The sequence below is a fragment of the Streptomyces sp. HUAS CB01 genome (genome assembly GCF_030406905.1).
In the GTDB taxonomy this organism is placed as follows: Bacteria; Actinomycetota; Actinomycetes; order Streptomycetales; family Streptomycetaceae; genus Streptomyces; species Streptomyces chengbuensis.
In genome coordinates this window covers 26,393-47,043 of record NZ_CP129137.1, presented here as the reverse complement: position 1 = coordinate 47,043, position 20,651 = coordinate 26,393, and the positions used below count along the sequence as shown (strand labels likewise).

The 20,651-nt window shown below is 68.5% G+C and carries 23 protein-coding genes and 5 pseudogenes; 10 read left to right on the top strand and 18 right to left on the bottom strand.

The features are described 5' to 3' along the window. Window positions 1-102: 102 nt before the first annotated feature. Both QRN89_RS00240 and QRN89_RS00235 read left to right on the top strand, forming a co-directional pair. Window positions 103-711 (top strand): ABATE domain-containing protein, encoded by a 609-nt coding sequence (locus QRN89_RS00240; protein WP_290347314.1) that lies wholly within the window; start codon window positions 103-105, stop codon window positions 709-711. A 55-nt stretch (window positions 712-766) separates the two neighbouring features. Next, entirely contained in the window at window positions 767-919 is a 153-nt protein-coding gene (locus tag QRN89_RS00235; RefSeq protein WP_290347313.1) for a hypothetical protein, read from the top strand. A gap of 5 nt (window positions 920-924) precedes the next feature. On the opposite strand, the gene QRN89_RS00230 is transcribed toward QRN89_RS00235, so the two are convergent. Next, window positions 925-1,086, bottom strand: coding sequence for a hypothetical protein (locus tag QRN89_RS00230; protein ID WP_290347312.1), 162 nt, complete (start codon window positions 1,084-1,086; stop codon window positions 925-927). Between the two features lie 45 nt (window positions 1,087-1,131). Here QRN89_RS00230 and QRN89_RS00225 point away from each other — a divergent pair. The 3 genes and pseudogenes from QRN89_RS00225 to QRN89_RS00215 all read left to right on the top strand — a co-directional run. Then, a pseudogene (locus QRN89_RS00225) lies at window positions 1,132-1,379 on the top strand (transposase); the annotation flags it as partial. A gap of 486 nt (window positions 1,380-1,865) precedes the next feature. Then, complete coding sequence (locus tag QRN89_RS00220; RefSeq protein WP_290347311.1) at window positions 1,866-2,168, top strand: hypothetical protein; 303 nt, start codon at window positions 1,866-1,868, stop codon at window positions 2,166-2,168. Between the two features lie 95 nt (window positions 2,169-2,263). Next, a complete protein-coding gene (locus QRN89_RS00215) occupies window positions 2,264-2,947 on the top strand; it encodes a transposase (protein ID WP_290347310.1) in 684 nt (227 codons plus the stop codon). Between the two features lie 36 nt (window positions 2,948-2,983). Here the strand turns inward: QRN89_RS00215 and QRN89_RS00210 are convergent, their stop codons facing one another. The 4 genes from QRN89_RS00210 to QRN89_RS00195 are packed head-to-tail and all read right to left on the bottom strand — an operon-like array spanning window position 2,984 to window position 6,605. After that, the gene (locus QRN89_RS00210; RefSeq protein ID WP_290347309.1) at window positions 2,984-3,946 is read right to left on the bottom strand and encodes an ABC transporter substrate-binding protein; all 963 of its coding nucleotides are present in this window, start codon (window positions 3,944-3,946) and stop codon (window positions 2,984-2,986) included. Window positions 3,947-3,991: 45 nt separating this feature from the next. Continuing rightward, window positions 3,992-4,810 (bottom strand): ABC transporter permease, encoded by an 819-nt coding sequence (locus tag QRN89_RS00205; protein ID WP_290347308.1) that lies wholly within the window; start codon window positions 4,808-4,810, stop codon window positions 3,992-3,994. Further along, the gene (locus QRN89_RS00200; RefSeq protein WP_290347307.1) at window positions 4,807-5,460 is read right to left on the bottom strand and encodes an ABC transporter permease; all 654 of its coding nucleotides are present in this window, start codon (window positions 5,458-5,460) and stop codon (window positions 4,807-4,809) included. The genes QRN89_RS00205 and QRN89_RS00200 overlap by 4 nt, the downstream gene beginning before the upstream one ends. Next, window positions 5,457-6,605 (bottom strand): ABC transporter ATP-binding protein, encoded by a 1,149-nt coding sequence (locus tag QRN89_RS00195; RefSeq protein WP_290347306.1) that lies wholly within the window; start codon window positions 6,603-6,605, stop codon window positions 5,457-5,459. The genes QRN89_RS00200 and QRN89_RS00195 overlap by 4 nt, the downstream gene beginning before the upstream one ends. Window positions 6,606-7,176: 571 nt before the next feature. On the opposite strand from QRN89_RS00195, the gene QRN89_RS00190 reads away from it, so the two are divergent. Together QRN89_RS00190 and QRN89_RS00185 are read left to right on the top strand one after the other, a co-directional pair. Next, window positions 7,177-7,347 (top strand): hypothetical protein, encoded by a 171-nt coding sequence (locus tag QRN89_RS00190; RefSeq protein WP_290347305.1) that lies wholly within the window; start codon window positions 7,177-7,179, stop codon window positions 7,345-7,347. Then, window positions 7,344-7,586, top strand: a complete 243-nt coding sequence (locus QRN89_RS00185; protein ID WP_290347304.1) for a hypothetical protein — start codon at window positions 7,344-7,346, stop codon at window positions 7,584-7,586. Before QRN89_RS00190 ends, QRN89_RS00185 begins: the two co-directional genes overlap by 4 nt. A 539-nt stretch (window positions 7,587-8,125) precedes the next feature. On the opposite strand, the gene QRN89_RS00180 is transcribed toward QRN89_RS00185, so the two are convergent. The 8 genes and pseudogenes from QRN89_RS00180 to QRN89_RS00145 all read right to left on the bottom strand — a co-directional run bounded on the left by QRN89_RS00180 (window position 8,126) and on the right by QRN89_RS00145 (window position 14,205). Continuing rightward, window positions 8,126-8,332 carry a cold-shock protein gene (locus tag QRN89_RS00180; RefSeq protein WP_290347303.1) on the bottom strand — a complete coding sequence of 69 codons (207 nt, stop codon included), beginning with the start codon at window positions 8,330-8,332 and terminating at the stop codon, window positions 8,126-8,128. A 109-nt stretch (window positions 8,333-8,441) separates the two neighbouring features. Continuing rightward, window positions 8,442-8,794, bottom strand: a pseudogene (locus QRN89_RS00175) (DUF2267 domain-containing protein). A 118-nt stretch (window positions 8,795-8,912) separates the two neighbouring features. Beyond that, window positions 8,913-9,071 (bottom strand): annotated as a pseudogene (locus tag QRN89_RS00170) (DUF2267 domain-containing protein); the annotation flags it as partial. A 27-nt stretch (window positions 9,072-9,098) separates the two neighbouring features. Then, on the bottom strand, window positions 9,099-9,527 hold the full coding sequence (locus tag QRN89_RS00165) for an STAS domain-containing protein (protein WP_290347302.1): 429 nt from the start codon (window positions 9,525-9,527) through the stop codon (window positions 9,099-9,101). Beyond that, the gene (locus tag QRN89_RS00160) at window positions 9,524-10,618 is read right to left on the bottom strand and encodes a cobalamin B12-binding domain-containing protein (protein WP_290347301.1); all 1,095 of its coding nucleotides are present in this window, start codon (window positions 10,616-10,618) and stop codon (window positions 9,524-9,526) included. Before QRN89_RS00160 ends, QRN89_RS00165 begins: the two co-directional genes overlap by 4 nt. Further along, window positions 10,615-12,066, bottom strand: coding sequence for a PP2C family protein-serine/threonine phosphatase (locus QRN89_RS00155; RefSeq protein WP_290353520.1), 1,452 nt, complete (start codon window positions 12,064-12,066; stop codon window positions 10,615-10,617). Before QRN89_RS00155 ends, QRN89_RS00160 begins: the two co-directional genes overlap by 4 nt. A gap of 425 nt (window positions 12,067-12,491) precedes the next feature. Beyond that, window positions 12,492-13,288 (bottom strand): IS5 family transposase gene (locus QRN89_RS00150; RefSeq protein ID WP_435833291.1). Its coding sequence is split into 2 segments (ribosomal slippage): window positions 12,492-12,958 and window positions 12,958-13,288, totalling 798 coding nucleotides; the frame shifts between segments, so codons are not numbered across the junction. A 428-nt stretch (window positions 13,289-13,716) separates the two neighbouring features. Then, a complete protein-coding gene (locus QRN89_RS00145) occupies window positions 13,717-14,205 on the bottom strand; it encodes a hypothetical protein (RefSeq protein WP_435833230.1) in 489 nt (162 codons plus the stop codon). 128 nt (window positions 14,206-14,333) lie between these two features. On the opposite strand from QRN89_RS00145, the gene QRN89_RS00140 reads away from it, so the two are divergent. Next, window positions 14,334-14,456 carry a hypothetical protein gene (locus QRN89_RS00140; RefSeq protein ID WP_290347300.1) on the top strand — a complete coding sequence of 41 codons (123 nt, stop codon included), beginning with the start codon at window positions 14,334-14,336 and terminating at the stop codon, window positions 14,454-14,456. Window positions 14,457-14,767: 311 nt separating this feature from the next. Here QRN89_RS00140 and QRN89_RS00135 read toward each other — a convergent pair whose 3' ends face one another. The 4 genes and pseudogenes from QRN89_RS00135 to QRN89_RS00120 form a co-directional block, all read right to left on the bottom strand. Continuing rightward, window positions 14,768-15,106 carry a hypothetical protein gene (locus QRN89_RS00135; RefSeq protein ID WP_290347299.1) on the bottom strand — a complete coding sequence of 113 codons (339 nt, stop codon included), beginning with the start codon at window positions 15,104-15,106 and terminating at the stop codon, window positions 14,768-14,770. 227 nt (window positions 15,107-15,333) lie between these two features. Continuing rightward, a pseudogene (locus QRN89_RS00130) lies at window positions 15,334-15,660 on the bottom strand (dihydrofolate reductase family protein); the annotation flags it as partial. A gap of 218 nt (window positions 15,661-15,878) precedes the next feature. Continuing rightward, window positions 15,879-16,399 (bottom strand): annotated as a pseudogene (locus QRN89_RS00125) (FAD-dependent monooxygenase); the annotation flags it as partial. 92 nt (window positions 16,400-16,491) lie between these two features. Next, window positions 16,492-17,448 carry a GlxA family transcriptional regulator gene (locus QRN89_RS00120; RefSeq protein ID WP_290347298.1) on the bottom strand — a complete coding sequence of 319 codons (957 nt, stop codon included), beginning with the start codon at window positions 17,446-17,448 and terminating at the stop codon, window positions 16,492-16,494. 71 nt (window positions 17,449-17,519) lie between these two features. Between QRN89_RS00120 and QRN89_RS00115 the strand changes: the two genes are divergently transcribed. Both QRN89_RS00115 and QRN89_RS00110 read left to right on the top strand, forming a co-directional pair. Beyond that, complete coding sequence (locus QRN89_RS00115) at window positions 17,520-18,470, top strand: NADP-dependent oxidoreductase (RefSeq protein ID WP_290347297.1); 951 nt, start codon at window positions 17,520-17,522, stop codon at window positions 18,468-18,470. A gap of 827 nt (window positions 18,471-19,297) precedes the next feature. Beyond that, window positions 19,298-19,837, top strand: a complete 540-nt coding sequence (locus QRN89_RS00110) for a hypothetical protein (protein WP_290347296.1) — start codon at window positions 19,298-19,300, stop codon at window positions 19,835-19,837. 2 nt (window positions 19,838-19,839) lie between these two features. On the opposite strand, the gene QRN89_RS00105 is transcribed toward QRN89_RS00110, so the two are convergent. Then, window positions 19,840-20,406, bottom strand: a complete 567-nt coding sequence (locus QRN89_RS00105) for a hypothetical protein (RefSeq protein ID WP_290353518.1) — start codon at window positions 20,404-20,406, stop codon at window positions 19,840-19,842. Window positions 20,407-20,651: the final 245 nt, after the last annotated feature.

Genomic DNA, 20,651 nt, shown 5'->3' with positions numbered 1-20,651 from the left:
TCTGTTCCGCAAGGAGTCAGTCACCTGCATCCCTGCTCAGTCGACACATCTATCGACTGTGTCAAGGTGCTCCTCGGAGAGACTAATGGGTATAGTTGCATCGTGGGTGTTCGAGTTGATATAGGTGAACTACAGGAGGCGGGCTTCCCCATGGGGGGTGAGCCCCTCGTTGCGCTGGACCTGGCCGACACGCTGATCACGGTCACCGAACCAGCCACAGATCTCATTGGCACCCAAGACGCTTCCGCCACATGGTGGGCCCTGCAGTCCGGAAGCCTGCCGCCCGGGCCTGTCCCCGACGCCGCGGCCATGCGCCGACTGCGCGCGGCGATCCGGGACGTCATGGACGCTCATCTGGAGGGCCGGGACGCCCGGCCCACCTCGCTGGACGACATCAACGCGGCAGCCGCCTCGGCCCCCATGAGCCCTCGGCTGGTCATGACGGCAGGTGGTATCCGCAGGGAGGAACGCTGGCACACCGAACACGGTGGGAATGCGGCATTGGCAGCCATCGCCGCAGAGGCGATCGGGCTGCTCGCCGACCCAGAACGGCTCGGGCTCCTGCGTCGCTGTGCCAACCCGGCCTGTTCGATGTTCTTCCTTGCCGAGAACAAGCGGCGCAAGTGGTGCACCAGCAACATCTGCGGCAACCGCACACGGGTCGCCCGCCACTACCAACGAACGCACACCGACCGAGCCGGTGGCACGTGACGCACCGGCCGGCCGCCGCAAGGCGCACGGCAGACAAGACCCGACAGGGGCGACGATGAGCAGCGTGGGCTTCCACGAAGGCGAACGCGACGTCCAGCACCGGGCGGGAGTCGAGGCCGAAGCGGCCCGGCTCGAAGGGATGCTCCTGGGCCATGTTTTCCTCGGCACTGCGACAGCGGCAGCCCTCGCCATCTGGCTCCGGAGCTGACGGACTCAGGAACCATCCTCAGCCGGCCGCTGATGACCACAGGGAACCGGGCTGCCGAGCTGGTCGAAGACATCCGCGACGCTCCCCGAGTTCACCCACACCGTGATGCCCTGATCGTGCACGACCACGTTGAACGGCGACTCCTCCGGCTCCGTCCTGGTCACCACGGTGAACTCCTCGCCCGGACGCATCCGGTGATCGGTTCCCCACGGCTCTGCAGCACGAACGCGATCGAGAGCGTGAACGCCCGCATCCGCAAGGCCGTCCGCGCCCGCGGACACTTCCCCAACGAGGCCGTCGCCCTCAAGTGCATCTACATGGCGCTGATGAGCCTCGACCCGACGGGCAAGAGCCGCAAGAGGTGACCATGCGCTGGAAGGCGCTCCTGAACGCGTTCCAGATCGCCTTTGAGGGCCGCCTGACCCCGAGCAACCACTCAACAACCAAGATCAGCGGTTAAATTGACGCACCCCCTGTCGAACGTCGTCTACCGCATCTTCAAACGCGACCGCCACACCACTCTCCCTGCGGCCGCTTGACACACAGAGGCACTCATCAGCGTCTCCGACGGCACCCCTCGGGCCCGGTGACACCACCCCCCAGGTCATCCACTCGACAGGGGGCAACAGCCATGCCGGGCCCGGAGGCCAGCGGCCCCATTGCAGGACCGCGAAAAACACAACTGTGAGAGTTCTTCTGCGGCCCGGGATGGGTTGCTGCCAGGCTCGGCGCTCGTGATCCGGCATGATTCGAAACATAACTGGCGTCCCGTCAGGGACTGCCGTTCCCCCGAGATGTCTGCCGGACGCGGGCGTCGGCCCGGCCCACCCGTGGGCTTGATCAGCAGCTTGTCCGCCTTCCGGCGTGACTCATCACAGTTCCGCCACGTGGTGACTCCACCCAGGCCGACGCCGCTACGGTCGTTCGCCCGGAGGAGAACAACCGCATGACCATGCTTGCAGAACAAGTTGATGGCGTCATCGGCGTCGACACCCACCGCGACACCCTCGCCGCAGCCGCCGTGAGCCCCATCGGCGCCGTCCTGGCCAGCACCGATTCCCCGGCCAACGCCCGCGGCTACCAGTGCCTGCTGGACTTCGCCCGCCAGCAGGTTCCCGGCCGCCGTTGCTGGGCGCTGGAAGGAGTCGGCAGCTACGGCGCCGGCCTCGCGGTCTTCCTGGACCAGGCCGGTGAGCAGGGTCGTCGAGGTCTGCCGCCCGAAACGAGCGGCCAACCGCGGGGGCCGTAAGACCGACATGCTCGACGCCATCCGGGCCGCCAAGGAGGCTTTGGCCACGGACATCTGATCCAGCTCGCCTCCGCGGCGAACGCGAGGCATTGCGGATGCTGCTTGCCACCCGTCACGGCGCGGTCCTCGCTTCCACCGCCGCGATCAACCAGCTCAAGGCCCTGATCGTCTCTGCTCCGGACGGGCTCCGCGCCGAGTTGCGGAAGCTCAAGCGCCCCGCCCAGATCGCCTACTGCGCTCAGTTCCGCGACCGCCCGGCCGAGGATCTGGGGCACCGGATGACGGTGCAGGTCATGTGGTCCACGGCCCAGCGCATCCAGGCCCTGCAGGCCGAGGCCAAGGAACTCGAGAACGAGATCCTCGCCCTGGTGCGGCGGCATGCCCCCGAGCTACTCGGCTTGCTCGGGGTCGGACCGATCACCGCCGCCCAGATCTTGGTCAGCTGGTCTCACCAGGGACGATTCCGTTCGGAAGCCGCCTTCGCGGCCTTCGCCGGTGTTTCGCCGATCCCTGCCTCGTCCGGGCTGACCAACCGACACCGTCTCAACCGCAGCGGCGACGGGCAGCTCAACCGGGCCATGCACACGATCACCCTGATCCGGATGCGTCTCGATCCCTCTACGAAGACGTATGTCGCACGCAAGATCGCCGAGGGGAAGACCTCCCGTGACGCGCAGCGGTGCCTCAAACGGGTGATCTGCCGACAGATCTTCAAGATCCTTGAGCGCCCCGACCGGAACCGACTCGGCAACGTCGAAGAACTCGCTCAAGCGGCTTGACACGACATAGCAGCCTCGGGGGCCGGTGCGCGGATGTCAGTTCAAGGTCTTGGCGAGATCGTTCTGCTTCAGCCAGTTCGAGGCGACCGTGGACGGGTCACCGCCGTCCACGACTTCGGCGACCAGTGTGCGCAGGGTGTCCGTGTCGAGCTTGGCGGAGACGGCGTCGCAGGCATCGGCCATTGGCTGAGTAAGGACGTCCTGCTTGAAGACGGGAACGATGTTCTGTGCGGCGAAGATGTGCTGAGGGTCCTTGAGCGAGACCAAATCGAAGCGGGAGATCGCCGGGTCGGTGGAGAAGATGTTGGCCGCATCGACCGTGCCGTTGCGCAGCGCGGTCTGTATGACGGTCCCGCTGGGTGAGAGCGACACGAACTGCTTGAAGACGACGCCGTACACCTTTTTGAGCGCGGGCACACCATAGGACTCGGTTCGCATCGGAGCAGGGGCACCGAGCCGGAGTCTGTTCGCAACGGGCTTGAGGTCGCCGATGGTGGTCAGGTGGTACTTGTCGGCGGTCTTCCTGGTGACGGTGATCGTGTCGGCGTCCTGGGCGGGCGCGTAGTTGACGACCGCCAGGTTCTGGTTCCTGGCTGTTTGCTGGAGTTCCGCGTAGACATCCTCGGAAGAGCGGGCCGTGTTACCGGGGGAGAGGTAGTTGAGCAGGGCGCCGCTGTATTCGGGCACTGCGCCGATGGATCCGTCCTTGAGGGCGGCCATGTAGGCGGTGCGCTCACCGATGTTGGCGTGGACGTCGGCCTTCACTCCGTTGGCCTTCATGGCTCCCGCGTAGAGGTGGGCGAGGAGTTCCGCCTCGGGGAACGCGGCGGAGCCGATGGTGACGGAACCGGCCTTGGCGGGCAGGGCCTTGATGGTGGTCGAGGTCGGTGCTCCGGATGTGCCGGCTGAATCCGGCTGAGATGAACTGCCGGTCGCACCGCAGGCGCTCACTGCTGCGAGAACGCCGAATGCGAAGCCGGCGGAGAGGATGCGTCGCATGATGATTCCTTTAGGGTTCCGGACCTTGTGAGTGCCGTCAGCGAGTCACCCGGCGTTCTGGACCGGGTTCTGGCTGTTCATGGGATTGGTGCGTTGCCGGGTGCCGGACAGAGCGATCCCGGGAGATGTGAGCAGGCGTTGAGCGAGGTTGAGCAGGGCGTCGACAGCCAGGGCCAGCACGGCGACGCTGACACCACCGGCCACCATGGCGGGATAGCCGTAGCGGAGGTCCCTGAGGTTCTGGTGCCCGTCGACGATGAGCCGCCCCAGACCACCGACCAGCGGCGCATAGGCGGCGACCGTCAGCGTGGCGATGACCTGCAGACTCGCGCTACGCAGTCCGGACATGATGAGCGGCAACGAGCACGGCATCTCCACCTTGAGAATCACCTGAAGGGGAGTCATACCGGTTCCTGCGGCGGCCTCGCGGGCCGCCGGCTCCAGTGACTGCACTCCGGCGTACGTGCTGGTCAGGATAGGCGGAATGGCCAGGATGACCAGGACCAGCAGCGCGGGAATGAGGTAGGGGACGCTGCCCGCCGGGATCGTGCTGCCCAGCCCTTGCCGGATGTGGATGCGCGGTGAGAGCACGACGATGAGGAAGATGAGGAGTCCGAGGGCGGGCACGGCGCGAAAGGCGTTGGAGGTGCCGGCGATCAGGGTGGTTCCACGTCCGGTGTGGCCGATGACCAGACCGACAGGTACGGCGATAAGAGCGGCCGTGCACACCACGACGAATGTGTAGACGAGATGCTCACGTACGTGCGCCAGCAGCCCGGTTGACCCCCACCAGTTACCGGGGTCGTTGAACCAGATCACCACCCGGCCGAGGCCTGGAAGGCCGTTGTCTGCTGCGAGTTTCATGAGGCTACTGCCCTGTGCCAGGGAGTGAGAAGCCGGGTGGTGATGACGATGATCAGGTCGAAGGCCAGGGCGATGGTCACGAAGAAGACCAGCCCGAGAATGATCGGGGCGAGCGAACCGACGTTGTTTCCTGCGATGAACAACTGGCCCAGCTGGGAGGTTCCGACCACCGATGCGACCGAGACGAGGCTGGCGTTGGATACGGCAGCCACCCGCACCCCGGCCCCGATCACCGGTACGGCCAGGGGCAGTTGCACGGAGAGCAGCCGCTGCCTTGCCGTGTGCCCCATCGCCGCGGCCGTTGCCAGGGTGTGTGCGGGCACTGAGGCCAGCCCGTCGGCCACGGTCCGCACCAGCAGCGCGAAGGTGTACAGCGTCAGTGCGGCGACGACGTTGACAGGATCAAGGATCTTGGTGCCCAGCAGTTCGGGCAGGACAAGGAACATGACCAGGGACGGGACCGTGTACACGATGCTCATGGCGGAGACGAAGGGACCGTGGGCCCACCGATAGCGGTGGGCGAGCCATCCGCAGGGCAGAGCAAGCACGAGGCCGGCCACGACCGGTACGGCTGCCAGCCACAGGGTGGTCAGCGTCCAGCCCCGGATCTGGGTCCAGTTGGCTTCCAGGTAGGTCCACAGCTCGTTCATGAACAGACCCCTGTTGCGGACCTGATCGCCCCTTCCCGTAGGCGGGTTGCACGAGTCTCGATTCGGGCCAGCACCTGAGAGGCGGTGACGGTACCTGCAAATCGCCCGTCCTCGTGGACGATCACACCGCGGCCACTGGGAGAGGACAGGGCTGCATCCAGTGCTTCGCGCAGGGTCCCGGCCTTCGTGGCCAGTGTCCCCCCGAGGTTGAGGAGATCGGTTCCCGCGGAGCCCTTGGCCTGCTCGTCGGTGAGCCCACCCGCTGCCAGCCACCCGAGGGGGGCGTCGTCCTGGCCGACGACCAGAATCCACCCGTCCTTCTCACGTTCACGCGCAGCCGACAGCGGGTCTCCCAGGCGCACGGTGGGCTCTTCGGCAAGGGGAAGCGGTCCTGTGCTGGCGAAGGAAAGGGCGCGGTAGCCGCGGTCGCGGCCCACGAAACCGGCGACGAACTCGTCCCTGGGACGCGACAGCAGTTCGGCGGGCGGGGAGAACTGCGCGAGAGTGCCGCCGACCCGCATGACCGCGATCTTGTCGCCGAGTTTGATGGCTTCGTCGATGTCGTGCGTGACAAAGATGATCGTCTTGCTCAGTTCGGCCTGGATGCGAAGGAACTCGTTCTGGAGCTGCTCGCGGACGACGGGATCCACGGCGCTGAACGGTTCGTCCATGAGCATGACCGGCGGGTCCGCTGCCAGGGCACGGGCGACGCCGACGCGCTGCTGCTGGCCTCCGGACAACTGGACCGGATAGCGGCCTGCAAGTGTCTGGGGCAGTCCCACGAGTTCGAGGAGCTCCGCGGCCCGGTTACGGGCTTCGCGCTTGCTGCGTCCAAGCAGCAGCGGGACGGTGGCGATGTTGTCGAGCACCGTTTTGTGCGGGAACAGTCCCGCCTGCTGGATGACGTAGCCGATGCCTCGGCGCAACTCGGCCGACTCGATGGACGCGGTGTCCCGGCCGTCGAGCAGAACGCGGCCTGAGGTCGGCTCGATCATGCGGTTGACCATGCGCAAGGACGTGGTCTTGCCACAGCCGGAGGGTCCGACGAGTACCGAGATCTGCCCCGAGGGTGCATCCAGGCTGAGGTTGTCAACGGCCAGAGTGCCATCGGGGTACCCCTTGGTCACCGAATCGAAGCGGATCACGACATCTCCTTGCGGAAGGGTCCGCGGTTTGGGGGAGGGCGCCGAAAGGGGCCGGGGGAATCCTCCTTCCGGCGCCCGAGCACTTCCGTGCCTAACGGGTAATATAGCAGCTCATCCATTAGGTTGAAATGTGAGGGAGCCCGAAGTCCGGGATCCACGCGACGATCTGCGGCGCAACGCCTCACGAGAGAGCCGCACATCGCTGACCCGGCGGTGGTGTCAGTCGGGCAGGCCGGCGTGTTCGCGCAGCGTCGTCCCCGCATCCCCGGTGTGCGCCATCTCGCCCTTCCGCAGATCGGCAGGACGTGATCGATGAATATGTCGAGCTGGGCGGCAGTAGGTGGGGCATGAGGGTGAAGCCGTCGGCCGCCTTGCAGTCCCACCAGTCAGTGATCAGCTCCGCCACCTCTCGGGCGTGCCGGTGAAGTCCAGTCCCCGGGCTGCGGGTGAGCTCGGCGGCTGGGGGCGGTGGGGTCTTGGCTCCTCCGCCCGCCTGGGCGCCCCGCTCGGGACTCCGCCGCCGACCAGCGCTCCTCGGCGCCGTCACGCGTGGGCCACCACTGCCGCTCTGGTGGAACTGTGGCGCACCCGCCACACCCTCACCGGCGTGCCCGGGCTGGGTCCGCGTCCCGCCGACCCCGTCACCGCGGCGGCCTGGGACGGCCTGGACGCCCGGATGCGGGCCTTGACCGGACGCCGCCCGCTGTACTCCCGCCGGCCGATGCCCCCGCTTCCGGCGTGACCGAGGCGGCTCTCGGCCACCTCGATGCGCCACCGCCCGGCGGCCCACTGCCCGACCATCCCGCTCTGCGCGACCCTTTCGGCATCGCACCCTTGTCCCACGGCGCGCTGGACGCGCGTCTCGCGCGGCGGGCCCTGACGGCCGTGCTCGCCGGCGAGCCTCGGCCGGATGCGTCGATGGAGGAGATCACCGCCCCCGGTGACGACGAGGACGAGCAGCGCACCTACCCCGGCTGCTGACCGCCATCGGCGACTACCGGCGCCGCCACCACCTCGCGGGCCCTGACGTCCTCGGCCCGTGCCCGGCGGGCCTGGGCGGCGAGGACTGGGACCACCTCACCGACGCGATCGACCTCTACACCCACGCCCGCATCGAACGCCGCCTGAAACAACTGCGGGCCCGCACCGCCGCCGAACGCGCCACCCTCCTGCCGCCGACCTCGCCGCCGCGCCGGCAGCACCCGCCCGACACCGACCGGCCCGGCCGCCGGCCCCCGACCCGGTGAGGATGCGCCGCGTATCCTCCCCTCGCCAACCTCGGCACGTCAGGTGCTCGGCTGCGGGCCTGGCCGCCGGGCATGGGCCGGCAACGTGCGCCTGGCACGAGGCTGAGAAAGGGGTGAGGGCCCCCGGCCGGGGGTGAATTCCAGGGGCCCTCGGCGCGCTTTCGTCGGAGAACGAAGCTGCACGCGTTGCCACATCAACGATGCACCGGCTTTCGGGACACGTTTGACTGCGCCGAACCGCAGCGGGGGTCGCGGGTGGGCGCAGCTCACCTGTCAGCCGATGGGTACTACGTGCTCGGCCTGCGGTCCCTTGGGGCCCTGGGTGACGTCGTACTCCACCTTCGCTTCCTCGGCCAGCTCCTTGAAGCCGGTCGTCTGGATGGCGGAGAAGTGGACGAACACGTCCGGGCCACCGTCGTCCTGCTGGATGAAGCCGAAGCCCTTCTCCGAGTTGAACCACTTCACAGTGCCTGTTGCCATCAGCGGAAATCCTTCTCGACGAGTGATACGAGCCGCGGTGTGCAGCCTTTTCGATGGTCCCCACCCGCCCCGCGCCTCACAAGCACCCCAAACGGTGAACCGAAGCCGTCTATGCGGCGTGGGTGAGTTCGGCGAGGCCGAAGAGCAGGGCCCAGCCAATGGGAAGCTCGTGGAGGATGCGAGTGAGAAGGTCGGCGCCGGCGGCGACGGCGGAGAAGACGGCCGGTGTCCCAGCGGATGGTGGCCCAGGGAGGCGCCGGTGCAGGCGGCGAGGTCTTTGACGAATGCCCAGCCGGCCAGGGGTTGGGTGTCGGGGATCCGGGCGGTGAGGACGCGTGCGGCCAGGTCGACCCGTTCGTCGCCGGCCAGCTGGCGTCCCAGCCCTGCGAGGACGAGGCGGACCGCTTCCTCGGCCTTCTCGCGGGTGGGGTAGGCGCCTTCGTAGCGGAACTGTTCCCGCATCTGCTCGTACGCGCTCCCGTACAGCCGCTCGTGCTGAAGCGGTGCGCGCGCCGGTGATCACAGTGGCCTTTCGTGGAGTCAGGGTGGGTGCCGAAGCAGGGGGCGTGTACGGGTCAGGTGGGCTGGGGCGGCCGAAGAGGAGGTCGTGGACCGCGGGGAGCTGGTTCAGGAGCTGGCTCGGCAGGTCGCCGCCGGCGGCGTCGGCGACGGTGCTGAGAACGGCGCTGACGTCCCACGCCGCGGTCTGTTCGGTGGGTCCCTCGATCCAGGCCGCGGTGGGTGTGGGGTGGTCGGCGGGCGTGGCTCAGGTGGTGCCGTCCGGTCCGGTGGGGCGGGCCGCTTGTGCCGTCCCTGTGGTCGTCGGGGGTTCTGTGGTGTTCTGGTGCGAGGTCGCGGCGCCTGTGGGGGCCGTCGCCGTGAAGTGGTCGAGCGTACCGGTGAGGTCGAGGAGCCGGTTCAGATTGGCGGGCCGGTCGTCCAGGTGCAGACGCGCGCCGGCCGCGGCGGTGCGACGGCCGATCATCAGCAGGATGGACAGTCCCAGGGAGTCGACGGCGCCGATCTCCGCGCAGCGCAGGTGCAGGTCTTTCAGATGCGGCCGGGCCTCGAGTCGTGCCGTGATCTCGGTCAGGAGGAGTTCGGCGTTGTCGTGGTCGAGATCACCGGTGATTTCTATGCGGACCGTGTCGCCGGTGTCGACCGTGGCCAGGTAGAGTGCGGGGGGCAGTGTCATGCGGGGGTTCCGGTGGTGGTGGAGTGGTCGGTGGTCAGGGCATCGATGCCGCGCTGGAGGGTGTGGGACGCCCGGGGGAAGTCCTTGAGCTCACGGGCGAAGAGGTTTAGGGCCGGTGGCAGGGACTGCGCGGGCACCCCCCGCGCTTGGAGGATCTTTGCCGTCCAGTTGATGAACCAGGTGAAGAGGTCTTCGTCGTCGATGTAGAGGGAGGTGGCGAGGAACTCCACGATGTGTGCGAGGTCTTCTGCCGTGCGCTCGCGCTGCAGGGCGTCGTAGGTGCGCATGGCGGGAAACGCGTCCTGAAGGGCGAGGAAGACGGTCCGCACCAGGGAGTCACTGTTGCGGACGACCATCGTGTATTCCTGGTCGGTCAGGTGCGGCAGATCATCGATTGGCTGGTGGTCGGCCTGCGGGAGCGGCAGCGGACCCTCGGCGAGTCGGTCGGCAGCGGTCCGGGCGTCCGGGGCCCACGCTTGGGCGCCGAGCAACTGTGCGTAGCGGCCCTCGGGGCCGAACGCGGCGCCGCCGACCAAGACGGGGACCCCGACGGCCTGGCAGGCGGTGATCGCCGCGTGCGCGGTGGGGAGCCTGGTGGCGATCGAGCTGGACAGGGCGACCGAGTCGGCCTTTGTGGTGTGCAGGTGGGAGATGAGGTGGGGTGCGGGGACCTGCGCCCCGAGGTAGTCCACCTGCCAGCCGCGCAGCTTCAGCACCTCGGCCACCAGCCGGGCGGGCAGAGCGTGCCATTCCCCGTCAACGCAGGCCACCGTGATCCGGCCCTGGTGGGGAGTTGTTCGGGCGGCGGGGTGCAGGGCGAGTGCGGCGACGGCGCGTTCGTTGATGGAGGTCGTGGCATGCTCCTGGGCGACGCTGATGCGGTTCGCGGCCCATTCCTCGCCGACTTTGTCCTGGACCGCCGCGATCACGTCCAGGAGGACGGACTCCGGGTCGATGCCGTCATCAAGGGCGCGCAGGACGACCTCGGTGGCGGTGTACTCGTCTCCGGCCGCCACATGGGTCCACAACTGGTCGGCCAACTCACGTAGACGGGCGCTGTGCGGGAGGCGGGGCGGGGTCCTCGTGCTCATGAGGTGTACCTGCCCCGAGTGTGGCCGTTCACCGCGCTCAAGTGATGGGTGCGGGGTGCGGAGATGGCGACGACGGCCATGTCGTCGTGACGGCGCTTGCCGAGCCACTGGGAGGCGAGCATCTGGACGTGCTCCACGATGCCCTCGGCAGGCATTCCGGCGCATCCGGCGAGGGCGCGCATGAGGCGTTCTTCACCGAAGAGGGTGTCGCCGAGCGGGCCGCCCTTGGCCTCGGTGATTCCGTCGGTGTACAGGATGCAGGACTCCCCGGGAGCGAGCGTGACGGTCGTGGTTCGTGCGCGCACGCTCGGCAGGGCCCCGACCAGGGTGCCGCGGGTGTCGGCCTTCTTCACGGTGCCGTTTGCACGGATGATCAGAGGGTTCGGATGGCCGGCACTGGTGAGCCGCACGTGGACCTCGTTGCCCTTGCGGGCCGCAGAGGCCAGGACCAGTGTCGCGAACCGGGTGTGGTGAGAGTTGAGCAGCGCCGTGTTGAGCAGGGTGAGCATCCGCTGGTGGTCGTCCGCCATCGGAAGCAGGGCGTGCAGGGTGTTGCGGATCTTGCCCGTGAGGACGGCGGCCTCCAGGCCCTTCCCGCACACATCGCCCAGCGTCACCAGCGAGGGCTCGCCCTCCACAGCAGCGGGATGTACGTCGTAGAAATCGCCGCCGATCCGCTCGTGATCCGCAGACGGGCGGTAACTGCCGGCGAAGTCCACTCCGGAGATCTGGTGCAGGGACGGGGGCAGCAGTTCCCGCATGAGCACCTCGGTGATGGCCGTCTGCTCCGCGTACAGACGGGCGGCCGACATCGCCGCCCCGGAACGTGCGGCGAAAAGGCGTGCGAAGACTTCTTCCTCTTCCGTGAAGGCGGCGCTGCCCTCCTTGCGCAGCAGGACCAGCGCACCGGCCGGGACACCGTGCCCGGGCAGCGGAGTGATCACTATCGCCCCGATAGGACCGAAACCTTCGGGAATCATCCAGTGCGGCGCCGCCGACGGATCGATCCACCGGGAGGGCACCGGCGGGAATCCGCGCAGGGCTTCGCCAAGACCGGGCACCTCGTCAGGATCGACCACTTCCTGCGCCGTGTCGGGCGCACCACCACGCAAGCAGGTCACCACGGGCAAGCGGTCACCGCGGGCCGGTGCGATGGCCAAGGCCGCATCGGCGAGATTCTCGGCAGCCATATGCGCGGTCACGTCCATGCAGCGCCCCAGATTGAGGGAAGAGAGCAGGATGCTGGACGCCTTCGCGAGGAACGCGGTCCGCTCCCGCTCCGTGCGCAGGGCTTCACGGGCGAGCTGGTGGTCGGTGTCGTCCACCAGCCACCAGGCGACCGTGCGGTCGTCCCGAACACGGGGGTGCGCCTCGAATTGGCGCGCTTCGATCGCCCCGGACAGCGGTACGTCCGGCTCCTGCGCGGTCCGCGTGCCGGCCAGGCACATCGCCTGGTGGGCCGCGACAAGCCAGGCCGGGACCACGTCGGCCAGACGAGACCCGGGGCAGGCTGCGGGCAGAAGGGCCTGTGCGGCGTCGTTGCGCTGTACGAGAGTGCCCTCCGCGTCAGCGACCAGGACTGGGTATGGGGCACGGCCCCACGGGAAGTCCGGCTCCGCGTCCGCGACCGTCTGCGCTTGAGTGGAAACCAAATGTCGAGGACCCGCTGGGCGAATCCCTCACCTCATCAACTCGAAAGAAATTGTTTCCCTCCGGCAACGATCCCGCATGGGTCGCCCTCTGGCAACCTGCCCCCTCTCTCACCCCGCCATCTGCACAAATGTGAAGGTGCCGTGCGTCTCGGTCGCCCCCGGGCGATACCTCTCCGGTGCGGGGCCAGGCCACAGGAAGACCGGTCGCCTTAGACGTCGTCTCATTTGGTGAGTCTGCGATAGCAGATGAGGGTGCAGGCAATGCTGGTGAAGGCGAGGAAGTGGTCGGCCTTGCGCTCGTAGCGTCGGTGGAGGCGGCGGCAGCCGGCGAGCCAGGCCATCGTCCGTTCGACGGTCCAGCGGTGGCGGCCGAGCCGCGTGGACGACTCGATGCCCTTGCGGGCGATGCGATGGGTGATGCCCCGTCCGCGTAACCATCGGCGCAGGTGGTCGTAGTCGTAGCCCTTGTCGGCATGGAGCTTGCCCGGTCGGCGCCTGCGGGGCCCGCGTCGGGAGCGGATCGGCGGGATGCCTCGGACGAGGGGTTCGAGGGCCTGGCTGTCGTGCAGGTTGGCGCCGGAGATGCCGATGGAGAGGGGCAGACCGGTCCGCTCGGTGATCAAGTGTACTTTCGAACCCTTCTTGCCCCGGTCGACAGGATTCGGACCTGTCAGGTCCCCCCTTTCAGGGCCCGCATGTTCACCGAGTCGATCGCACACCGGCTCCAATCCAGCTCGCCCCGCGCGCCGAGCTCGTCCAGCACCAGGCGATGGAGCTTGGCCCACACCCGCGCCTTGCTCCACTCGGTGAACCGGCGATGGGCCGTCGGCCCGGACGGGCCGAACGATGGCGGCAACTGCCGCCATGTACAGCCCGACGTGGCCACGAAGACGATCGCCGCCAGCACCTCGCGGTCCCCGTACCGTCGTCGGCCGCCACCCTGCGGCCGCGTCGGAGCAGGCGGCACCACCCGCTCGAACAACTCCCACAACTCATCCGGCACCAGACGCTCCACGATCCCCACGACCGCAGACTATCGAACAGGCCAAATGAGACGACCTCTTACTGGCCGTTCTTCTATCCGTCCGTGTGGCCGGAAGGGTTCGAACAAGGGCCTGTTCCGGTGAGTCGACCGGCGCGGGTGCATGGAAGAAGGGCCTCGCATCGCTTACCCGCCGTCCCCGGCGACGCCCTTCCCGCCCACGCAAACCTCTGCGGGACGGCAGCACCTCGACATGGGCATGCGGACACGCGGCGTCCTCGCTTCCCCCTCATGCGCGGTGTGGCCGCGCTCCCGGGCCCGCAGGGCGGCAAGGGTGCTGCGGGCTTGCGGTTGATGGTGTGGCCGCAGCTCCGTCGCGGAGGCGGTGGCCTGGTGCCGGGGTCGTCGGTCACCGCCAGTCCCCTGACCCCCTCGGCTGACCGCCCTGGTCTGCGCCTCCAGCGTCACGGCTGGTCGGCGGGGCGGACCCGCTCCAGCCCGTGTGCGGCTGTGGTGCGCGTGAGACGCGGGTGCACATGCGGGAGATGCTCTGCTGCCGTTAAGGCTGCTCGAAAGTCCCAGTCCGGGTCCTGGATGGTCTTGATCGGAAGGCCCTTGGCCCAGTCGTAGACGGTCTCGGTGACGCTGGTGTCGCCGAGGGCGGTCGGATGCTCGCGCAGTTGGACGCCGATGGTGGTCCGCGTGACCTGGTCCTTGACCGTGGCGGTGCCATCGGTGGGCCGTCCGCCGTCGTGCTCGAAGAGCGTCCGGGATCGCGCCGTGACTGATGTACCGGCCGAGACCAACGTGGTGGTGCCCGACTTGACGTCGGCCGTCAGCTCAACCCTGCGCAACGGCCCTAGCTCTTCCACCTGGCGTGAGCCGTTGGAGTTGTAGATTTGACGGGTGTCGACGATCAAGTTTTTCCCCAGGTTGGGCGGCTTGAGTGTCATGTAATTCCCCATCCTGAATTCTCCTAATTGGCCATGGGTGGCGCGGAGGTCGGGGTCGAGGGACCTGGTCGTCGCGGAGCTGCTCGTGTTCCTCGTCCCGTGGTTCGGATGGCCGATGGGCAGCCCGGATGGCGAGGAGAACGTTCGTCGTGGTCGACATCACCGAGATCTACGTCCACTGGTACGCGGGTCGCTCGAAGAGCGAGCTGGCTGCGTCGTTGGGGGTGGACCGCAAGACGGTCAGGAAGTAATTTGCCCCGGCGGAAGCCGCCGGGATCAGCCCGGGCGGGCCGCCGATGAGCGAGGCCGACTGGTCGAAGCTGATCAAGGAGTGGTTCCCCGGGCTCATCGACAGACGGCTCAGGCAGGTGACCTGGCGGACATCGATCAGCACCGGGATTACATCAAGACCCTGCTCGGGACGGTGACCGTCTCGACGATCCACCAGCGGCTGCGCGACGAGCACAAGCTGCAGGTGTCGATCTCCTGTACGGCCGCGCGAGCTTCCCCCTCCTCCGCCACCGCATCCTCCTGGCCTGACCACACCCTCCGTCACCACCGACTACGGAAGAGACCCGAACGTTTTACAGTCCTCCTCGGCTTCCTCGCCGGGCAGGTGGACCTGGGGAACCATGCCGGTCAGATGCCGGCATCCCTCCAACACCTCCGCCTCGACCTGCGGACGTCTGGCCAGGAAGTAGTTGCAGACCGTGGAGTACGACGCCTGGTAGAAGCCGTACTCCTGCGCCAGACGCTGATGGATCCGGCGGGCGGTGTACTTCTGCTTGCGCGTCGCGGTCGCATCCTCCCGCAGTATCGCGTCGATCCAGCCCTTGGCCGGGTCCGAAACCGTGGTCCAGGGCGCTGGCTTCTTCCTCTGCGGCGGGACCGCAGAGGTCACCTGCCGCACAGTCCGTCGGTGCACGCGTCGTACTTCTCCGCGAGTGCCCGCTGTGACATCTCCGGATCGAGAAGTTTGTCCCGCCGGGAGCGCGGCGAACAGCTCCGTTCGCGACAACCCCATCCCGGCCTCCCGACAGGACCGTGATCGACGCACAAACCCTGCCGTCGCCGAGCGGACGGAGCAGCGCATTCACTCCAAAGAGGGCACGTCGCGGACTCCTCGTGTCACTTTCGCCAGAACAGGTGGTGCGTCACACCGCTCGGGCTGGGCGCGACCTCAAGGTGGAACCGGTCGAGGAGCTCATCGGGGGAGTCCCAGAGCCGCAGTCCGGATCCGAGCTTCACCGGTGAGACCGCCACATGCATGGTGTCGACGAGGTCGGCATCCAGGAACTGCCGGATGGTGGTGACCCCGCCGCCGAGTCGGACATTCTTGCCCCGAGCCGCCTCCCGCGCCAGCTCAAGGACCGTGGCCGGATTGCCGGCGACGAAGTGGAACGTGGTGTCCGAGAGTGTGAACGAAGGACGCTTGTGGTGGGTCATAACGAACATCCACCTGTCGGGCCGGGACCTCGCGGAGGGTGCGGCGCGCCGCCGAGGCGGGTACAAGCGGCTGCTGTCCACGCGGTTCGGCAGCGTGGAGGACCGATGCCGAACTGGATCTGCCGGTCGGGCGGCACTCGCACGAGCTCAAAAAGCTCGCCGCGATCGAGGCGGCGCGCGGCTCGTTCGAGGCAGCGGCCACCGCGATCGAACGCGCCACCGGCACACACGAAGGACCGCATCGGCGTCACCGACTTCTGGGTGATGGGCCCGCGCCGCAGCCGCCATCCGTCGGCGGTCTCGATCCGCCGCTCCAGCTCCGCCCAGATCTCGTCGTCGTCCCATGCCCCGGCGTCGGTGCCGTCCGGCACCTGGAGGTAGAGGCGGGACACGGACGGCGACCGCATGGACAGCAGGGCGAATCCGCGGTCGTGCCGGGCGTCGTCGTGCGACGGCGGTACGTCGGCGAGGACGCCGAGCCACCCGAACGGGTACGCCGCTCGAACTCATGGGAGAGGGAGGCCGGCACCGCCTTGCGGGCCACGCCCCAGAAGCCGTCGCATCCGACCACGTAGCCGCACTCCAGTACGCCCTCGTCCCCCTCGCAGCGGATACGCACGCGCGGCCGTTCGCTCTCCGCGCCCTCGACCGCGAGCGCCTCCGCCTCGAACGGCAGCGGAGCGCCCTCCTTCAGCTGCAGGGCGATGAGATCCTTGCACACCTCGGTCTGCGCGTACACCATTACGGAGGGTCACCTCGGAAGGTGGACACCGGTTCGCGGTGTTGTGCGGACCTTGGGAAGACCGGGCGGCCTCGCGATCGCACTGGACGTGAACAAGGTCAGCGGGCCTTCTGAAAGGTCCGCCGGTACGCCTGCGGGGACACCCCGATCGCCGCCTGCAGGTGCTGCCGCAGGGAGGCGCCGGTCGCGAAGCCGACCTCGGCGGCGATCCGGTCCACCGGCAGGTCGCTGGACTCCAGCAGGTGCCGGGCGCGGGCGAGGCGCTGCTGGATCAGCCAGCGGCCGGGGCTGAGGCCCACCTCGTCGTTGAAGCGGCGGGCGAAGGTGCGCAGGCTCATCCGGGCGTGCCCGGCGAGGTCGGAGAGGGTGAGGGGCTCATCGAGGCGCTCCAGGGCCCAGGCGCGGGTGGCGGCGGTGCTCGCGGCGCCGCTGACGGGCACCGGCTGCTCGATGTACTGCGCCTGGCCTCCGTCGCGGAACGGAGGCACAACACAGCGGCGGGCGACGGTGTTCGCCAGGTCGCTGCCGTGGTCGGTGCGGACGATGTGCAGGCAGATGTCGACGCCGGAGGCGGCTCCGGCCGAGGTGAGGATGCGGCCGTCGTCGACGAACAGGACGTCCGGGTCGAGCTCGACCTTCGGGTACCGGCACCGGAACTCGTCGGCCGCCTGCCAGTGAGTGGTGGCCTTGCGGCCGTCGAGGAGCCCGGCCTCGGCGAGGATGAAGGCGGCGGTGCAGATGGAGACGATGCGCGCGTCCGGGCGGATGCGGGCGAGGGCGGCCGTGACCTCGTCGGGCAGCCGCGGCGGGATGTAGTCGGGCGGCATGGAGGTGACCACCACCGTGTCCGCCGTGTCGAGGATCTCCGGGCCGTGCGCGACGCCGATCGTGAAGTCGGCGTTGGTGCGCACCGGCCGGCCGTCGACGGTGCAGGTCAGCACCTCGTAGCGGCCGTCGGCGGCGCCGAGGATGCGGCTGGGGATGCCCAGCTCGAAGGGGTAGACGCCGTCGAGCGCCAGGACGGCCACGCGCTCCGGTTCCCGCTTGCCACTCATGGCACGATCCTATCGAGTGTTGGCAATCATGCCGTTTCCGGGCCGGGCGGACCTTGGCAGGCTGGGTGACCATGAACGATGCGAACACGATGCGAGCCATCAGCCAGGGCGTCCTCGGCGGTCCCGAGGTTCTGAGGGAAGTGCGGGTCGGGCGGCCCGCGCCGCGCCCGAACGAGGTGCTGGTCCGGGTGCGGGCCGCCGGGGTCAACCCCACCGACTGGAAGCACCGGGCCACCGGCGGTCTCCTGGGCGAGCCGCCGTTCGTCCTGGGCTGGGACCTCTCCGGCGAGGTCGCCGAGACCGGGATCGGCGTGGCCGCCTTCAAGCCCGGCGACGAGGTCTTCGGCATGCTGCCCTACCCGTTCGGCCACGGCTCGCACGCCGAGTACGTCACCGTCCCGGCGCGCGCCCTGACGCACAAGCCGGCCTCGATCGACCACGTCCAGGCGGGCGCGCTGCCGCTGGTGTCGCTGACCGCGTGGCAGGCGCTGACGGAGTACGCCGATGTGCGGCCCGGGCAGCGGGTGCTGGTCCATGCGGCGGCCGGCGGGCTGGGGCACGTCGCCGTGCAGATCGCCAAGGCGCGCGGCGCGTACGTGATCGGTACGGCGAGCGCGGGCAAGCACGACTTCCTGCGGGAGATCGGCGTGGACGAGACGATCGACTACCGGTCCACCGACGTGACGGAGGCCGTCCGGGACGTCGACGTCGTCCTGGACACGCTCGGCGGTGAGACGTCGGTGCGGTCGCTGCGGGTGCTGCGGCCCGGCGGGATCGTGGTGTCGGTCCTGCCGGTCGGCCCGCCGGAGTTCTACGAGGAGGCCGAGCGGCTGGGCGTGCGGGCGGTGCGGATGCTGGTGGAAGCCGACCGGGCCGGGATGGAGGCGGTCGCGGAGCTGGTGGAGTCGGGGAAGCTGAAGGCGACGATCGCGGGGACCTTCCCGCTGGCCGATGCCGCCAAGGCGCACGATCTGGGCGACACCGGCCGGACGACGGGCAAGCTGGTGCTGCTGGTCGACTGACCGGGGCTCAGAAGGTGAGTCTGGGTCGCCACTTCACGTGGTGGCGACCCGGCCGGCCTCGTTCTTCTCTTGGCCCTGCCGTTGAGACCCTCGATGTTCGCCCGCTCGGGCCGGTAGGCGTCCTGCCACGTGGGGTGGAGGTAGTGCCGGTCCTGGCGGAACATGTCGAGCTTGCCGAGGTCACCGGGCCGGACGGTGATCGTGGGCTTCTGACAGATCCGTGGCAGCTCGCCCTTGGGAAGCGGCCGCAGCCGTTCGCCTTGGGGATGGGGACGGTGGGTTTGGCCGCGCTGTGTGCGGCGGTGGCTCGCTTGTTGGTGAGGTCCACCCAGGCCGGCCGCGGTGCCGGGACGCGGTGGACCTGGTTGAAGCGGGGACACGACACGGCGGGCGAAGGCCCGCTGGCCGGGCACTGGAGCCTGATCGCGCCCCGCTCGTCCGCAGACTGCTTGAGCCTGAGGAAGTACGGCTCCCGGGATGCGGTCAGATGGCGGAGGTCGCCGCTGTCGTCGATGCTGCGTACGGCTTTGTCGTCGAGCTCGGCGGTCGCGTGGGCCAGTGCGTCCGGCATGGCGGGGCAGGCGAGGGAGCCGTCGACGAGGAGGGCGCCTTGGATCCAGACGCTCGAACAGTGGCGTCATACCGGCCCCACCTTCACTTGCCGACCCAGGGTCCGATGGCACTCCAGGCCCCAGCCGAACATAGGGCCCGCACTAGCAAGATCGCAGAGGGTGACCGCAGATGCCCCCAACCGACCGCATGTGATCGCCTTGCGCTCGCACCCCTCCGGCCGACGACAGCACCCGTTCGCACCGTAGGGTCGGAACATGTCGACCGAAGATCTCCCGGCCCTCACGGCCAAGCGCTGGCAGGGCTGCACGGACGTGTACGACTTCCTGGACCAGATCCGTCTCCGGCCCGGCATGTGGCTGCCCGGCGGCTCACTCCAGCACCTGCAGTCCAGGCTCATCGGCTACCGGGTAGCACTCGCCGTGCACAGCATCGACGAACCCTGGGCCTTCTGGCCCGAAGACGACTTCAACCGGTGGCTCCGTGAGCATCGCGGCATCGACAGCTCCCTCACCTGGGCAGCCGAGATCGAGCGCAACACCCCCGACGGAGATTGGGAGGAGGCGTGGTACAAGCTCAACAATAATCCCAACTGCCCGCCCGGTCCCATCCTGTGCGAGCACAAGAGCACCGGCTTCTCGCCGGTCGGATCGAGGCCGGATGGCGGCGAAGTCGGTGCAAATCGTAGCGAGCGGCTACCGGGTCAGCCGGCATCTGGTCGGACTGACCGGCGGACATACGACCGGCCGACGGTGACATGGCGGAGCCGTCGGCCGGTCATGCTGCCTCCTGCCTGAGTTCAGTGGTGCTGGGCGTTGCTCAGTCGATCCACTTGCCGGTTGACCAGTGCGGACGGGAAGGACGAGCTGCCGGCGACGTTGAGCCGAGTGAACGCCGCGATGGTGTTCCCGGCGCGCACCACGATGTACTGCTCATTGCGGTCTCCGCGGTACTCCGGGCCCATGGGGACGATCTCTCGGAAGCTCACGGCCTCGTCGCCGACCTGCGGCGCGCCTTCTACCACCACGGTCGCCTTGAACTTCCCCCCGTAGCCCTCTCCCTCGAAGGAGCGGCATGTGGCGAGTGCTTGCTCGAGCTTCGCGAAGGCCTCCTCGGCTTTTCCGTCCTCGTAGGACGCGAGAGTGGACCCGCCGCCCCAGATGTCGCGCTTCCAGTTGAAGATCTGGAAGATGCGGGCCGATGCACCTTGACCACTGCTTATGTCAATCATGGTCTGGCAGGCGGGATCGGACACGGGCGGGAAGGAGCGTCCCGTTCCCTCCGGCTCGGGTTCCGTGACAGGTATCCCGCCTTCGCGGGCCTGGGGGACCTCCCCCTCCTTGAAGGCGAGCTGTTTCAGTTGCATGGTCGTCAACGGCCGTGCATGGGCTGGGGCGGACGCTGTCGACTTCGAGGGGTGCGCCGAGGCACCGGCTTCCTGCTGTGAAGAGCAGCCACACATGACGAGGGCGCCAACGGCCAGCACCGTGCTTGTCGCCTTGCGCCTTGGTGTACCTGAAAGCATGCGCCCCCCCGGGCTTTGTGGACAAGGAAGACAGAGACTATCCGGGCTCACCGGCCGCCTTCGCGGATATTTTTCCCTCCTATGCA